Source organism: Streptomyces sp. NPDC050085, assembly GCF_044460595.1.
Taxonomy (GTDB): Bacteria; Actinomycetota; Actinomycetes; order Streptomycetales; family Streptomycetaceae; genus Streptomyces.
The window spans coordinates 64,405-79,440 of the sequence record NZ_JBITJZ010000005.1 but is presented as its reverse complement, the minus strand read 5'-3'; the positions used below and the strand labels follow the sequence as shown (position 1 = coordinate 79,440).

Annotated in this window: 14 protein-coding genes and 1 pseudogene; 8 read left to right on the top strand and 7 right to left on the bottom strand. The window is 71.1% G+C overall.

The annotated features are described in order from the left end of the window. Positions 1–116: 116 nt before the first annotated feature. The gene (locus ACIBUY_RS19980; protein WP_365561298.1) at positions 117–611 is read right to left on the bottom strand and encodes a DUF3145 domain-containing protein; all 495 of its coding nucleotides are present in this window, start codon (positions 609–611) and stop codon (positions 117–119) included. 358 nt (positions 612–969) lie between these two features. On the opposite strand from ACIBUY_RS19980, the gene ACIBUY_RS19975 reads away from it, so the two are divergent. After that, positions 970–1,902, top strand: a complete 933-nt coding sequence (locus tag ACIBUY_RS19975; protein WP_365561295.1) for an SGNH/GDSL hydrolase family protein — start codon at positions 970–972, stop codon at positions 1,900–1,902. Positions 1,903–1,933: 31 nt separating this feature from the next. Continuing rightward, positions 1,934–2,929 (top strand): aldose epimerase family protein, encoded by a 996-nt coding sequence (locus ACIBUY_RS19970; protein ID WP_399153226.1) that lies wholly within the window; start codon positions 1,934–1,936, stop codon positions 2,927–2,929. Positions 2,930–3,008: 79 nt separating this feature from the next. Here the strand turns inward: ACIBUY_RS19970 and ACIBUY_RS19965 are convergent, their stop codons facing one another. Beyond that, the gene (locus tag ACIBUY_RS19965; protein ID WP_399153225.1) at positions 3,009–5,453 is read right to left on the bottom strand and encodes a beta-glucosidase; all 2,445 of its coding nucleotides are present in this window, start codon (positions 5,451–5,453) and stop codon (positions 3,009–3,011) included. Positions 5,454–5,598: 145 nt separating this feature from the next. Between ACIBUY_RS19965 and ACIBUY_RS19960 the strand changes: the two genes are divergently transcribed. Next, entirely contained in the window at positions 5,599–6,261 is a 663-nt protein-coding gene (locus ACIBUY_RS19960; protein ID WP_399153482.1) for a TetR/AcrR family transcriptional regulator, read from the top strand. On the opposite strand, the gene ACIBUY_RS19955 is transcribed toward ACIBUY_RS19960, so the two are convergent. From ACIBUY_RS19955 to ACIBUY_RS19940, 4 genes are all read right to left on the bottom strand, one after another. Further along, on the bottom strand, positions 6,242–6,574 hold the full coding sequence (locus ACIBUY_RS19955; RefSeq protein ID WP_399153224.1) for a YrdB family protein: 333 nt from the start codon (positions 6,572–6,574) through the stop codon (positions 6,242–6,244). The two genes, ACIBUY_RS19960 and ACIBUY_RS19955, sit on opposite strands and share 20 nt — an antisense overlap. Next, positions 6,571–7,380, bottom strand: a complete 810-nt coding sequence (locus ACIBUY_RS19950) for an EI24 domain-containing protein (RefSeq protein WP_399153223.1) — start codon at positions 7,378–7,380, stop codon at positions 6,571–6,573. The genes ACIBUY_RS19955 and ACIBUY_RS19950 overlap by 4 nt, the downstream gene beginning before the upstream one ends. A gap of 39 nt (positions 7,381–7,419) precedes the next feature. Beyond that, positions 7,420–7,842 carry an organic hydroperoxide resistance protein gene (locus tag ACIBUY_RS19945; protein WP_365561283.1) on the bottom strand — a complete coding sequence of 141 codons (423 nt, stop codon included), beginning with the start codon at positions 7,840–7,842 and terminating at the stop codon, positions 7,420–7,422. Between the two features lie 143 nt (positions 7,843–7,985). After that, positions 7,986–9,011, bottom strand: a complete 1,026-nt coding sequence (locus ACIBUY_RS19940; RefSeq protein WP_365561281.1) for an NADP-dependent oxidoreductase — start codon at positions 9,009–9,011, stop codon at positions 7,986–7,988. Between the two features lie 122 nt (positions 9,012–9,133). Between ACIBUY_RS19940 and ACIBUY_RS19935 the strand changes: the two are divergent. Continuing rightward, positions 9,134–9,568 (top strand): annotated as a pseudogene (locus ACIBUY_RS19935) (MarR family winged helix-turn-helix transcriptional regulator); the annotation flags it as partial. Between the two features lie 128 nt (positions 9,569–9,696). On the opposite strand, the gene ACIBUY_RS19930 reads toward ACIBUY_RS19935, so the two are convergent. Beyond that, a complete protein-coding gene (locus tag ACIBUY_RS19930; RefSeq protein ID WP_399153222.1) occupies positions 9,697–10,347 on the bottom strand; it encodes a hypothetical protein in 651 nt (216 codons plus the stop codon). Between the two features lie 224 nt (positions 10,348–10,571). Between ACIBUY_RS19930 and ACIBUY_RS19925 the strand changes: the two genes are divergently transcribed. From ACIBUY_RS19925 to chvE, 4 genes are all read left to right on the top strand, one after another. Further along, positions 10,572–11,732, top strand: a complete 1,161-nt coding sequence (locus ACIBUY_RS19925) for a mandelate racemase/muconate lactonizing enzyme family protein (protein ID WP_365561276.1) — start codon at positions 10,572–10,574, stop codon at positions 11,730–11,732. Further along, positions 11,729–12,739 (top strand): zinc-binding dehydrogenase, encoded by a 1,011-nt coding sequence (locus ACIBUY_RS19920; protein ID WP_399153221.1) that lies wholly within the window; start codon positions 11,729–11,731, stop codon positions 12,737–12,739. Before ACIBUY_RS19925 ends, ACIBUY_RS19920 begins: the two co-directional genes overlap by 4 nt. 142 nt (positions 12,740–12,881) lie before the next feature. Continuing rightward, a complete protein-coding gene (locus ACIBUY_RS19915; RefSeq protein WP_365561272.1) occupies positions 12,882–13,838 on the top strand; it encodes a hypothetical protein in 957 nt (318 codons plus the stop codon). Between the two features lie 68 nt (positions 13,839–13,906). Further along, complete coding sequence (gene chvE / locus ACIBUY_RS19910) at positions 13,907–15,019, top strand: multiple monosaccharide ABC transporter substrate-binding protein (RefSeq protein WP_365561269.1); 1,113 nt, start codon at positions 13,907–13,909, stop codon at positions 15,017–15,019. Positions 15,020–15,036: the final 17 nt, after the last annotated feature.

The window sequence follows — 15,036 nt, the reverse complement described above, 5'->3', positions numbered from 1 at the left end:
GGGGGGGGGGGGGTCCGGCGCGGACTGATCCGTGGGGACCCCGCTGGTTTTAACCGAGAGTGGGCCCGCCCGGGAATCCCCGGGCGGGCCCACTCTCGGTTCGGCGGAGAAGTCGGTCAGACCACCTGGTGCAGCCACCGCACCGGGGCGCCCTCGCCCGCGTACCGGAAGGGCTCCAGTTCGTCGTCCCAGGGCTTGCCGAGGAGTTTGGCGACTTCGGATTCCAGGTCGGTCTCGCCGCCCTTGGAGCGGGCCAGGGCGGCGCGCAGCCGGTCCTCGGGGATGAGGATGTCGCCGTGGATGCCGGTGACGGCGTGGAAGATGCCGAGTTCGGGGGTGGCGCTGTAGCGCTCGCCCTCGGCGGCGGCGCAGGGTTCCGCCGTCACCTCGAAGCGCAGCAGTTGCCAACCGCGCAGCGCGGAGGCCAGCTTGGCGGCGGTGCCCACCTCGCCCCGCCAGGAGAACTCGGATCTCCAGGTGCCCGGCGCCGCGGGCTGCCTGATCCAGTCGAGGCTGACGCGCGCGCCGAGTACGCCCGCGACCGCCCATTCGACGTGCGGGCACAGCGCGCGCGGTGCGGAGTGCACGTACAGAACTCCACGTGTCGTCACCGGGACCTCCAGTGTGGGTCGAGGTTCGCCTTCCCCAGCGGCCTCGCGCCCGTGCCGAGCCTTCTTCCCTCTGCGCCCGGATCAACGAGGTCCAGACAAAAAGGGACACATCTGACGTGTTGTAATTTAGCGGAACCGGTACTGAGGGGTATCACCGGGTCGACCGGGGACCCCGGGGCGAGGCTATCGCGCAGCGGTGCAAGGAGTGTGACGTACTGTCGGTCCCGGGGCGCACAAACACCGACCTTTCACCCGGCGGGGCGCAACCCCGGCAGCGCGTACGGCGTCAGCCTGGTCGACAGTGAGGTCGACAGCGGCGGCAGGAGCGCGGACAGTGAGCGACGGAGGGGACCACGGGATGCGGAAGCGAAGCCACCGGTCAACTGCCCTTCGGACGGGTCCACGAGCCACCGTCGCCGCGTTGGCGGCGACCGTGCTCGGGGTGGGCGCGCTCACGGCGTGTGACGCCTCCGGTGACAACTCCCCCGGCCCGAAGGGGTCCACGGCCGCCGCGAAGGCGTCGCCGAAACCCACTCCGACGTGGGACACGAGTCCGCGGTCCGTTGCCGCGGTGGGTGATTCGATCACGCGGGGGTTCGACGCGTGCACCGTGCTGTCCGACTGCCCCGAGGTGTCGTGGGCGACCGGCTCCGACGCGCAGGTCAACAGCCTGGCGGTGCGGCTGCTCGGCAAGAGCCGGGCCAAGACGCACAGTTGGAACTACGCGCGGACCGGGGCGCGGATGGCCGATCTGCCCGAGCAGTTGGAGCGGGCGGGCGCGGTGCGGCCCGACCTGGTGACGGTGATGGCGGGGGCGAACGACGCGTGCCGGTCGAGCGCCGACTCCATGACGCCGGTCACCGAGTTCCGGGCCGACTTCGAGGAGGCGCTGCGGCGGTTGCGGCAGGAGGCGCCCAAGGCGCAGGTGTACGTGATGAGCGTGCCCGATCTGAAGCGGCTGTGGTCCGAGGGCCGGGACAATCCGCTGGGCAAGCAGGTGTGGAAGCTGGGCATCTGCAAGTCGATGCTGGCCGATCCGGACGACATGGACACCCTGGCCACCCAGCGGCGCGACCAGGTGCAGGGGCGCGTCGAGGCGTACAACGACGTACTGAAGAGTGTGTGCGCGAAGGACAAGCGGTGCCGGTCCGACGACGGTGCGGTGTTCGGGTACCGGTTCGGGGAGGGGCAGTTGAGCCAGTGGGACTGGTTCCATCCGAGCAAGGACGGGCAGGCGCGGCTCGCGGAGCTGGCGTACCGCGGGGTGACGGCGAAGGAGCCGGTCGTCTGACCCCCGAGGGAGCGGGCGTAGGGTCTCGATCATGCGCAGTGAACTCTTCGACGCCCTTCCCGACGGCACCGACGTCCACCGCTGGACCCTGGAGCGGGACGGGGTGCGGGTCCGTGTGCTGACGTACGGGGGCATCCTGCAGTCGGTGGAGGTCCCGGGGAGGGACGGGAGCCCGGCCGGGATCGCGCTCGGCTTCGACGACCTCGCCGGGTATCTGGCGCACCCCGAGCCGTACTTGGGTGCGCTGGTCGGGCGGTACGCGAACCGGATCGCGAGCGGCCGGTTCCCGCTCGACGAGCGGATCTACCACCTGGCGCAGAACAACGCGCCGAACGCGCTGCACGGCGGCGAGCGCGGTTTCGACAAGCGGGTGTGGGACGCCGAGCCGGTCGGGGAGCACGCGCTGCGCCTCAGCAGGGTGTCCCCGCACGGCGAGGAGGGGTTCCCTGGCCGGCTCGAGGTCTCGGCGACGTACGCGCTCGAGGAGGGCGGGTCGCTGAGCATCACGTACGAGGCGACGACCGACGCCCCGACCGTGGTGAACCTGACCAATCACACGTACTGGAACCTGGGCGGCGCCGGTTCGGGGAACGCGGCGGGCGGGCACGAGGTGCGGATCGACGCCGGGCGGGTGACCGTCGTCGACGGGACGCTGATTCCGACGGGCGAGCAGGCCGAGGTCGCCGGGACGCGGTTCGACTTCCGCGAGAGCCGCAAGGCCGGGCCCGGGTACGACCACAACTACGTGCTCGACAAGGGTGTGACGGCCGAGGCCGTCGGGGTCGCCGAGATGCACGATCCGGCGTCGGGGCGGGTGCTGACCGTGGCGACGACCGAGCCGGGGCTGCAGTTCTACACCGCCGATCACTTCGACGCGTCGCTGCCGTTCGCGCCGGGCGACGGGATCGCGCTGGAGACGCAGCACTTCCCGGACTCGCCGAACCGGCCCGAGTTCCCGTCGACCGTGCTGCGGCCGGGCGAGACGTTCCGGTCGCGGACGGTGTACGGGTTCGGGGTGCGCCGGTAGCAGCGGCACAAAGGGCTTGCAGGGGCGGCGGGGGTCAGGTTCCGCCGCCCCTGGTTCCAGAGCCTGCCGGCCGGGGCCGTCAGGCGACGAGCGTCTCGCTGACGCGGGCGTCGGCGAGGGAGCGGCCTGCCGTCAGTTCGTACGAACCCGGCTGGTGGGACCAGGAGTTGGTGGTCTCGTCCCAGATCTCGAAGGCGCGGCGCGGGAGTTCGACGCTCACCTCGACGAGCTCGCCGGGCGCGGCCTCCACGCTCGCGAAGCCGGCCAGCCAGCGCGCCGGGCGGGCCGCGTCGGACTCGCTCGGGGACAGATAGAGCTGGACGGTCTCACGGCCGGGGCGGGCACCGGTGTTGCGGACGCGGACCGTCGCCGTCGTGCCGGTCACGTCCAGGGACTCGTACGCCCAGTCGGTGTAGCCGAGGCCGTGACCGAAGGGGTACGAGGGGGTGCTGCCCGACCTGTCCCAGGCGCGGTAGCCGATGAACACGCCCTCGGCGTAAGCGAGTTGACCGTCGTCCGGGGTGACCCCGGTGACGGGCGCGGCCGCGAACGAGCCCCAGGTGGTGGGCAGACGGCCGCCGGGCTCCTCGGCGCCGGTCAGGACGTCGGCGAGCGCGTCGCCGCCCTCCTGGCCGGGGAACCAGCTGAGCAGGACGGCCGCGACGTCGTCGCGCCACGGGAGTTCCACCGGGGAGCCGGAGTTGACGACCACGACGGTGTTCGGGTTGGCGGCGGCGACGGCGCGCACCAAGTCGTCCTGGCGGCCGGGGAGTTGGAGGTCGGTGCGGTCGAAGCCCTCGGACTCGACGCGCTCGGTCGTCGCCACCACGACCACCGCCACCTCGGCGTCGCGGGCGGCCTCGACCGCCTCGGCGATCAGCTCGTCCTCGGCGCGGCGCGGGCCGAGGTGGGTGAAGGTGAACATGATCGCGGGCAGCGGCATCTCGAGGGACGTGTCGAGGACGTGGCGGAGGGAGACCTCGATGGGCTGCCCCTCGGTCAGCGTGACCCGGCCGCGCTCCAGCGGGGCGCCGAAGAACGCCTCGAAGGGGTCGGCCTCGTCGCCCATGGGCTGTACGCCGTCGTAGAGGACGGTGCCGTCGACGGTGAGGGTGAAGGCGCCGAGGCCGCGGGTGCCGAAGGCGTGGTCGCCGCTCTCGCGCGGGGTGAAGGTGCCGGTGACCTCGATGCTGTGCAGCGCCTCGTGGGTGACGCCCGCGGGCAGGTCGTCGCCGAGCCACTGCACCTGGCCGTTGGGGAGCGAGCCCTCGCCAAGGATGGTGCCGTCGGCGTCGCGGCACACGGCGCGCAGCTCGAACCCCTTGTCGGCGGGGAGCAGTTCGTCGCTCGGGTCGGCTCCGACGGCGTACGTCAGGGAGGAGAACGCGGCGCTCAGGCCGTCGAGCGGGGAGACGATCCGGGACGGGAAGACGGTGGCGGAGCCGCCGCCGAGGACGCGGGCGTCGCGGGCGGCGGCGCCGATCAGGGCGACCTTCGCGTCCGGACGCAGCGGCAGGACGCCGGAGTTGCGCACGAGGACGAAGGCGCGGCGGGCGATCTCGCGGGCCAGGGATTCGCCGTCGATCTCCCCCGGCACCTCGGTGACGACCGGCTCGGCGCCTTCGAGGATGCCGACGCGGGCGGCGAGGCGCAGCACGTTGCGCACGGCGTCGTCGACCTCGGACTCCTCGACCTCGCCCGCGCGGACGGCGGCGGCGAGGGCCGGGCCGTATACGGTCTGCGGGCCCGGCATGGCGACGTCCAGGCCGCCCTTGATGTCGCCGACGGTCGAGCGGGCGGCCATCCAGTCCGAGACGTTGAAGCCGTCGAAGCCCCATTCGCCGCGCAGGACTTCGTTGACCAGGTAGCGGTGCTCGGTCATCGTCACGCCGTTGACCTGGTTGTAGGCGGTCATGATGCCCCAGGGGTGAGCGTTCTCGACGATCGCCTCGAAGGGGGCGAGGTAGAGCTCGCGCAGGGCGCGGGCCGAGACGATGTTGTTCACCGTGAAGCGGTCGGTCTCCGCGTCGTTGGCCACGAAGTGCTTGACCGTGGTGCCGACGCCGCCGGACTGGACGCCCTGGACATAGCCGGTGCCGATGGCGCCGGTCAGGTACGGGTCCTCGCTGTACGCCTCGAAGTGGCGGCCGCCGAGCGGCGAGCGGTGCAGGTTCACCGTCGGGGCGAGCAGGACGTGGACGCCCTTGCGGCGGGCCTCCTGCGCGAGCAGCGCACCGGCCCGGCGGGCGAGCGCGGGGTCCCAGGTGGCGGCGAGCGCGGTCGGGGACGGCAGGGCGATCGAGGGGTCGTCGGCGGTCCAGCGCACGCCGCGCACCCCGATCGGGCCGTCGGACATGACCAGGGACTTCAGGCCGATCTCCGGGATCTCGGGCAGGGACCACATGTCCTGGCCGCCGAGCAGCCGCGCCTTGGTGTCGAGGTCGAGCTTGCCGAGTGCGGCCTCGACCGCCGTCTCGCGGGCGCGGTCCTGCTCGCTGCCGTTGCCGTGTGCCTGGTTCGCCATGCCGGCGCCTCCTCGTCGAGGTCGTCTCACGTCTGGGTCTGAGCAGCTCCATCGAGTCTCAGCAGCTCCATCCTGCACCCGCCACCTGTAGATCGGTAGGTTTCGTTATCTTGCCGTTATGAATACTGCTCGGGGCAGTCACGTCATGTCGTACGGTGACCGCATGAGCAGCACCAGAACCGCCAGGAGCGAGGGGCGACGGGCCGAGATCCTGCGCGCCGCCGTCGAGGTGATCGCCGAGCGCGGGTACCGGGGCGCGAGCCTCGCGGCGGTCGCCGAGCGCGTCGGACTCACCCAGCAGGGGCTGCTGCACCACTTCCCCACGAAGGAGGCCCTGCTCGTCGCGGTCCTGGCGGAGCGGGACCAGTGGGACGCGGTGCCGAACAGCCAGTGGCGGCTCGATCTGCTCGGCTCACTGGTGGAGTACAACGCGATGCGGCCCGGCATCGTGCAGACCTTCTCGGCGCTGCTCGGGGAGTCGGTGACCGAGGGGCATCCGGCGCGGGAGTTCTTCACGCGGCGTTACGCGGAGGTGCGCGCGTCCATGGCGGAGGTGCTGCGCGCCGAGTACGGCGACCGGCTGCCGGGCGGGCTCACGCCGGAGCGGGCGGCTCCGCTGCTGGTGGCCGTGATGGACGGGCTGCAGTTCCAGTGGCTGCTCGACCCTGACCGGGTCGACATGCCGGGGGCCTTCCGGGACTTCCTGGAGCTGCTCGCCGACGAGGGCCCGCAGGCAGACCCCGGTCACCCACAGGCAGACTCTGGTGTCCCGCAGGCAGGCCCTGGTCCTAGTACTGGTTCCAGCTGACGGCGAGCGCCTTGCTCACCGCGCACAGCACGGCGAGGACGGCCGCCCAGACGTACGCGCCGGACAGCGCCAGGGCGACAACTCCCGCGCCGAACCAGGCGAGTTCGAAGGCGACCCGGCCCGCGCCGCGGGTCTTCCATCGCGCCTTCGGGGAGCCGAACAGGCCCCAGGTGGTGATCATCACGGCGAGCCCGGCCAGGCCCAGAAGCCAGGCCAGCGGGGTCGACACGTCCCGGGTGAAGCCGTAGGCCCCCACCGCCGCGAGGGCGCCCAGCTCTACGAGGAAGAGGACTCCCATGTTCGCCGTCTTCATGCGGTCAGCCCCCGCTGCGTCTCGTCGGCCCCGTCGTCGGCCCCGTCCTCGTCGGCCCCCGATGCGTCCGGGGCCCCTTCCAGTTCCCGCACCATCAACGTCGCCCCCGCCACCGCTCCCGGCATCAGGAACACCGCCACGAACGGCACCAGGAACGCCACCGCCAACGGTGCGCCGAAGCCCCACGCCAGGCCCCGCCTCGACCTCAACAGGGCGAGCCGGTCGCGGAGTTGGACACCCCGGCGCTGCAGGGCCACCGCCGTGAGTTCCTCCGTCAGGAAGAAACCCGTGACGAAGAAGCCGAGGACCGGGATCACCGTCTGGCCGACGAAGGGGATGAAGCCGAGCGCGAAGAGGAGCACGCCCCACAGTCCCGCGCGGGCCAGGATGCGCAGGCTGTCCCGGGCCGAGATCCACAGGTCGCGCCAGAGCGGCAGTCCGGACTCCGGGGCGTGGCCGCCCTCGGCGATGTCGACCTGCTCGGACAGGGACTCGTAGAAGGGCTGGCCGATCAGCAGGGTCACCGCGGTGAACGTGAGGACCGCGAGGAGCAGGGCGAGCGCGAAGAGGACCGCGGTCAGCAGGCCGCGGAAGAGGCCGCCCCACGGGGACGACCAGTCGTCGGCGAACGGCGTCGCCCACGCGACGAAGTCACCGCCCCATATCGCCAGGCAGACCAGGGCCGCCGCGTACAGGACGAGGGTGATGAGGCCGGGCAGCAGGCTCCAGCCGTACTGCTTGCCGTGCTGGGCGACCCAGCGCTGCCCCTTCATCAGAAAGCCGAAGCCCGCCCCGAGATCACGCATGGCGCAAACCTTACGGGACGGGCGTCGTGCCACCGACGGTCAGACCGAGAGCGTGACCGTGATGTTGCCGCGGGTCGCCTTGGAGTACGGGCAGACCTGGTGGGCCTTCTCGATCAGGTCCTTGGCGGTGGCCGCGTCCACGTTCGGGATCTTCGCCGAGATCTCGACGATCAGGCCGAAGCCCTCGTCGTTCTTGCCGATGCCGACGTGGGCGGTGACGGTCGAGCCGGAGACGTCCGCGCCCTCCTGGCGGGCGACGACGGCGAGGGCACCCTGGAAGCAGGCGCTGTAGCCGGCGGCGAACAGCTGCTCCGGGTTGGTGCCCGCGCCCGAACCGCCCTGCTCCTTGGGCGGGTTGACGACGACGTCGAGCTTGCCGTCGTCGGTGGCGACGCGGCCGTCGCGGCCGTTCTCGGCGGTGGCTACGGCGGTGTAGACGACGTCGGACTGCGTGATGGCCATGGCCGTGCTCCCTAGTTCGAGTTCCAGCATCAAATTCCAGAATGCGGAAATCTTCATCCGTTAAGTGGAAGCAGACTATCGAATGCCGGGAGGAACGAAAGTGGCCCCCGTCACAGACGAGGGCCACGATCAGGTCGTACGCGTCAGAGCTTCACGACCATCTTTCCGGTGTTGTCGCCGCGCAGCACCCCGAGGAACGCCTCCAGGTTGTTCTCGATGCCCTCGACGACCGTCTCGCGGTACTTGAGCTCGCCGGAGCGGACCCAGGCGCCGACCTCCTGAACGAACTGCGGCTGCAGGTCGTAGTGGTCGCCGACGAGGAAGCCCTCGATGCGGCCGCGGGTCTGGATCAGGCGGGCGAGGTTGCGCGGGCCGGGGGCCGGCTCCGTGCTGTTGTAGACGGAGATCGCGCCGCAGATGGCGATGCGGCCGTCGCGGTTCAGGCGCGCGATGGCGGCCTCGAGGTGGTCGCCGCCGACGTTGTCGAAGTACACGTCGACGCCGTCGGGGGCCGCCTCCTTCAGCTGCTCGTGCACGTCGCCGGTCTTGTAGTTGAAGGCCGCGTCGAAGCCGTACTCCTCCAGGAGCAGCTTGACCTTCTCGTCCGAGCCGGCCGAACCGATGACCCGCGAGGCGCCCTTGAGCTTGGCGATCTGACCGACCTGGCCGCCGACCGCACCCGCCGCGCCGGACACGAAGACGCTGTCGCCCTCCTTGAAGTCGAGGGTGCGCAGCAGGCCCGCGTACGCGGTGAGGCCCGTCATGCCGAGCACGCCGAGGTACGTGGACAGGGGCGCGGCCTCGGGGTCGACCTTCACGGCCTGCTTCGCGTCGAACGTCGCGAACTCGCGCCAGCCGAAGAAGTGCAGGACGTGGTCGCCGACCGCGACGCCCTCGTCGTTCGAGGCGATGACGACGCCGACGGCACCGGCCTGCATGGCCTTGCCGAGCTCGTACGGGGCGACGTACGACTTCGCCGCCGACATCCGGCCGCGCATGTACGGGTCGACCGAGACGTACAGGTTCTTGACCAGGACCTGACCCGGGCCGGGCGCGGCCACCGGGGCCTCGCGCAGCTCGAAGTCCTCGGGCTTCGGCCAGCCGACCGGACGGCTGATCAGGGCCCACTCACGGCCGGTGGCGGGGATCTGGGGGGTGTCGGCGGACATGTGCTGGTCCTTACGTCACGGGGTCACGATGGGGGAAGTGGGGCGGGGAAGTATTTCAGTACGTGAAACAACCATGCTCCTGAATATTTCATGATGTCAAGTAACTGGGTACGCTGGACGGCATGACCGCCACCCGTTCGCGCCGTACGGACCCCCTCACGCTCGAAGTCGTCGAGCTGATCGGGGCCGTCGTCGCCCGCTACCACCAGGAGTACGAGGAGGCCGCCGCGCGGCACGGGCTGACCGGGGCGCAGGCGCGGGTGCTGGGTCTGCTGTCCCTGGAGCCGCTGCCGATGCGGCAGATCGCACAGCGGCTGAAGTGCGAGCCGTCGAACATCACGGGGATCGTGGACCGCCTGGAGGGCCGCGGGCTCGTGGAGCGGCGGCCTTCGCCCGGGGACCGGCGCGTGAAGGTGGCCGCGCCGACGGAGGAGGGCGTGCGGGTGGCCGTGAGCCTGCGGGACTCCCTGAACTTCGCACGCGAGCCGCTCGCCGGGCTCTCCCGCGAGGAGCGGCTCGCGCTGCGCGGGATGCTGCGGCGGATGATCGGGATCGACACAGCCGACGCAGCCGACGCGGCCGACACAGCCGACGCAGATGACACGGGTGGAACGGGCAACACGGCCGACGGGGCCGGCGACTGACCCCACCGGCTACCGGGCGCCGGCCGTAGGGCTCCCGTCCGTCAGGTGCACCACCACAGGAAGCGGTCGCAGGTCTCCGACGGGGTCGGGTCCGGGGTCGGGCTCGCCGACGTCGGGCGCGGGGACGTCGTGGTCGGTCGGGATGTCGTCGGCGTGTCCGAGGGCGAACCCGCCGTGGACGTACGGGAGTTGACCGGCGTCGCGGAGCCGGCGCCCGGTGAGGCGGAGCCCGTGGCGTGCGTCGCGCTCGGCGAGCCGGACGGGGGCGTGGACGCGGACGCGCCGGTCGACGCGGACGCGGTCGGCGTGGGCGTACCGGAGTGCGGGGCCTCGACGGACGGGGACTCGGCGTCCGTCTCGGTCATGGCGTCGGAGGTGTCGGGGGCCGCCTGGGCGTCGCCGCCGCCGGAGGACTCGCTGCCGAGCTCGGCGAGGCTGAGGCCGCCCGCCGCGAGGGCGAGGCCCGCCGTGGCGAGGAGGATGCGGCCGCGGCGCCTGCGGTGCGCCTTGCGGGTGCGGCGCCTGCTGCGCGGGCGGTCCGGGGTGCCCTCGTGCACCGGCTCCGGCTCGGCGGCCGCCTCCTGTGTCGCGAGCGCCTCCGCGTACGCGCGCACGGCATCGGCGGGGGTGCCGCAGCCCGGGCAGGCCAGGGCGCCGTTGAGGTGCCTGCGGCACGGGTGGCAGTAGTCCATGACGTAGGGAGGCTAGGCGCCCGGGCGGTAACGGAAAAAGCCGGTGCTGTGAAACTTCTGTGCGGAACAGCGTGTTCCGTGTCCCGTGCCATCCCTTTGCCACCCCTTCATGACCAGGTCTCGATCGATGCAGACCCATTGACACTCCCGCAGGCCCGTCCTTACTGTCTCGCCAGCATTTCGAACGTGTGACGAGATATCGAACAGCACAGGGGGCAACTGCCTTGCGCATCACGGGAATCAGCACGCATGTGGTCGGGACTCCGTGGCGGAATCTGACCTACGTCCAGGTGCACACCGACGAGGGCATCACAGGCGTCGGCGAGACCCGCATGCTGGGCCACACCGACGCACTCATCGGCTACTTGAACGAGGCGAAGGCCAACCACATTCTCGGCTCCGATCCGTTCGCCGTCGAGGACCTGGTCAAGCGAATGAAGTACGGCGACTACGGCCGGGCCGGCGAGATCGTCATGTCCGGCATCGCCGTCATCGAGATGGCTTGCTGGGACATCAAGGGCAAGGCGCTCGGCGTGCCCGTCTGGCAGCTGCTCGGCGGCAAGGTGACCGACAAGGTCAAGGCGTACGCCAATGGCTGGTACACGACGGAGCGGACTCCGGAGGCGTACCACAAGGCCGCACGCGCGGTGATGGAGCGCGGGTACAAGGCGCTGAAGATCGACCCGTTCGGGACCGGGCACTTCGAGCTCGACCACGAGCAGTCGCTGTACGCCGTCTCGCTGATCGAGGCCGTGCGCGACGCCATCGGGCCCGACGCGGAGCTGATGCTGGAGATGCACGGCCGGTTCTCGCCGGCCACCGCGATCCGGCTCGCCCGCGACCTCGCTCCGTTCAAGCCCGCGTGGCTGGAGGAGCCGGTGCCGCCGGAGAACCTCAAGGCGCTGGAGAAGGTCGCCGCGAAGGTGGAGATGCCGGTCGCGACCGGTGAGCGGATCCACGACCGGATCGAGTTCCGGGAGCTCTTCGAGAGCCAGGCCGTCGACATCATCCAGCCGGACGTCGGCCACATCGGCGGCATCTGGGAGACGCGGAAGCTGGCGGCCACGGCCGAGACGCACTACATGCTGGTCGCTCCGCACAACGTGGGCGGGCCGGTGCTGACCGCGGCCTCGCTGCAAGTGGGCTTCACGTCCCCGAACTTCAAGATCCTCGAGCACTTCAACGACTTCGCGGACGCCGACATCAAGAAGGTCGTCAAGGGCGCCCCGCAGGTCGTCGACGGGTACTTCGAGCTGTCCCACGAGCCCGGTCTGGGTGTGGAGCTCGATGTGGACGCCGCCGCCGAGTTCCCGCAGCAGCAGGCCCGGTTCGACCTGTGGGCCGAGGGCTGGGAGAAGCGCGACCCGAAGGCGGGCCGGAAGTGAGCGGCGACGTCGCCGTCGTCGTCGAGGCTCCGGGGCGGCACCGGATCGCCCCCCACGAGCCGGCCGAGCCCGGGCCCGGCGAAGCGCGGGTCCGCGTGCACGCCGTGGGGATCTGCGGGTCCGACCGCGAGGTGTACCAGGGCAACAGGCCCGAAGGGTACGTGCGTTACCCGCTCACCCCGGGGCACGAGTGGTCCGGGACCGTGGACGCGGTGGGTTCCGGGGTGCCCGCTTCGCTGGTGGGCCGGAAGGTCGTCGGCGAAGGGTTCCGGAACTGCCAGGTGTGCGACCGGTGCCACGCCGGTGACACGACGTTGTGCACCGCCGGATACGAGGAGACGGGCTTCACGCAGCCGGGCGCGATGGCGGCCACGTTGACGCTGCCGGCACGGCTGCTGCACGTACTGCCTGACGACGCGGACCTGACGGCCGCGGCCCTGCTCGAACCCGCTGCCTGCATCGCCGCCGCGGCGCTGAAGGCCCGGGTGCAGCCCGGGCAGCGCGTCGCCGTCGTCGGGACCGGGACGCTCGGGATGATCGCCGTGCAGTTCCTCGCGGCGGCGTCGCCCGCCGAGCTGCTCGTCGTCGGCACCAGGGACGAACGGGCCGCGCTGGCCCGGCAGTTCGGGGCGAGCGACTTCAAGCTGCGCGGCGACGCGCTGCCGGACGACTTCGACGTGGTGATCGAGACGGCGGGGTCGGCGTCGGCGGCACGGACCGCGGCGGCGCTGCTGCGGCGGGGCGGCCGGCTCGTGCTGACCGGGATCCCGGCGGCCGGGGCCGAGGGGCTCGACCCGACGGACCTCGTGGTGCGGCAGCTGGAGGTGCAGACGGTGTTCGGGGCCGGGGCCGAGGCGTGGGCGCACGCGGTGCGGGTGTTCGGGGCGGGGCTGCTCGATCCCGCGCCGCTCGTGACGCACGAGGTGCCGCTCGAGCGGTTCGCCGAGGCCATCGAGTGGGTCGGCGCCGGGGATCCGAAGGTGGGGAAGGTGTTGCTGCGGCCTTAGGCGTACCCGGGGCGCCTGCGGCGGGCCCCCTGGCGGAACGGTTCCGGGTTCCTCTGCCCCGGCTCCCCGCCGCACCGGCTCTCCGTGCCATTTCACCCGAACCCCGTCCGAAATCTCGAACGACCGTAAAGGAACAACCAGCGTGACCGACTCACCCCGCCACCCCGGCGAACCCGCCCTCACCTCCCTCGGCCTGGGCTCCCCCGCCCTCGACCCGGCGGACGCCTCCGCGCACGCGTTTCCCGACGGCGGTACCTGGCGCGTCGAGATTCCGTCCGTCGAGGGGCCCGAGGCCGTCGGGGTCGTACTGAAGGAATCGTCGCGGCTCGACGTGCCCATCCACCGGATCAGCCAGGGCAGCGGCGTCTGGATGCTGCGCGACGCCGAGATCGTGGAGATGGTCGAGGCGACCGCCGAGCGCGACATCGAGCTGTGCCTGTTCACCGGGCCGCGCGGCACCTGGGACACCGGCGCCTCCGTGCGCACCGACTCGCGGGGCGCGGGCCTGCGCGCCCGCGGACACGACGCCGTCGCCGGCTGCGTCGAAGACGCCGTACGGGCAACGGAGTTGGGCGTCAAGTGCCTGCTCGTCGCCGACGAGGGCGTGCTGTGGACCCTGCACCGGGCGCGTCTCGCCGGGATCATCCCCGCCGACACCACGCTCAAGGTCTCCGCTCTCATCGGGCCCGTGAACCCGGCCGCGTACGCCGTGTACGAGCAGCTCGGCGCCGACTCACTGAACGTGCCCAGCGACCTGACGCTCACTCACCTCACGGAGATCCGCCGGGTGTCGGGCGCCCCGATGGACATGTACGTGGAGGCTCCGGACGACCTCGGCGGCTACGTCCGGATGTACGAGATCGCCGAACTGGTGCGCCGCGGCGCCCCGTTGTACCTGAAGTTCGGGCTCGCCAAGGCTCCCTCGATCTACCCGTACGGCGCCCAGCTGCGCGACGTCACCCTGGACACCGCCCGCGAGCGGGTGCGCCGGGGCCGGCTCGCCCTCGACCTGCTGGAGCGGCACGGGGCCGCCGGCGGAATGTCGCCGCTCGGCTCGCGCCTGCCGGGCGAGCTCAACCGCTTCCCCGTACAGGACTGACTCCACTCCACCACCCCAGCCCAACCCGCAGTCCCCTCAAGGGTTTTCTCACATCAAGGATGATGACCATGCGAAACCGTCGAGCCGCCCTCAGCGCGATAGCCGCGACCGCCACCCTCGCCCTGACCCTGACCGCCTGCGGCCAGGACAGCGAGGGCGGCAGCGGTGACAAGAACAAGGACGCCAAGGGGTCCACCGTCGGCATCGCGATGCCGACGAAGTCCTCCGAGCGGTGGATCGCGGACGGCAAGAACGTCGTGTCGGCGCTCAAGGCCAAGGGGTACAAGACGCAGCTGGTCTTCGGGGAGGACGACCCCGACCAGCAGGTCTCGCAGATCGAGAACATGATCACGCAGGGCGTCTCCGCCCTGATCGTCGCGGCGATCGACAACAAGTCGCTGGGCAACGTGCTCCAGGAAGCCGCCGACGCGAACATCCCGGTGATCGCGTACGACCGCCTGATCCTGGACACCAAGAACGTCGACTACTACGCGACGTTCGACAACGAGAAGGTCGGCGAGCTGCAGGCCGGTTCGATCGTCGACAAGCTGGGCCTGACGAACGGCAAGAAGGGCCCCTTCAACATCGAGCTGTTCGCCGGCTCCAACGACGACAACAACACCAAGTACTTCTTCAGCGGTGCGATGAAGGTGCTCCAGCCCTACATCGACAAGAAGCAGCTCGTCGTCAAGTCCGGGCAGACCAAGCTCAACCAGGTCACCACGCTGCGCTGGGACGGCGCCACCGCCCAGAAGCGCATGGACGACATCCTCACCTCGACGTACTCCAGCGCCTCGGTCGACGCGGTGCTCTCCCCGTACGACGGCATCTCGATCGGCATCATCTCCGCGCTCAAGTCCGACGGCTACGGCTCCAAGTCCAAGCCGCTGCCGCCCGTCTCGGGCCAGGACGCCGAGGTCGCCTCGGTGAAGTCGATCATCGCGGGCCAGCAGTACTCGACGGTCTACAAGGACACCCGTGAGCTCGCCAAGCGCGCGGTGACCATGGTCGACGACGTGCTGAACAAGAAGAAGCCCGAGACCAACGACGACAAGACGTACGACAACGGCGCCAAGGTCGTCCCCTCGTACCTGCTGGAGCCGGTCGCCGTCACCAAGGAGAACTACGAGAAGGTCCTGGTCGACGGCGGCTACTACACCAAGGCCGACCTCGGCCTGTAGTCACCCGAACCGACCGA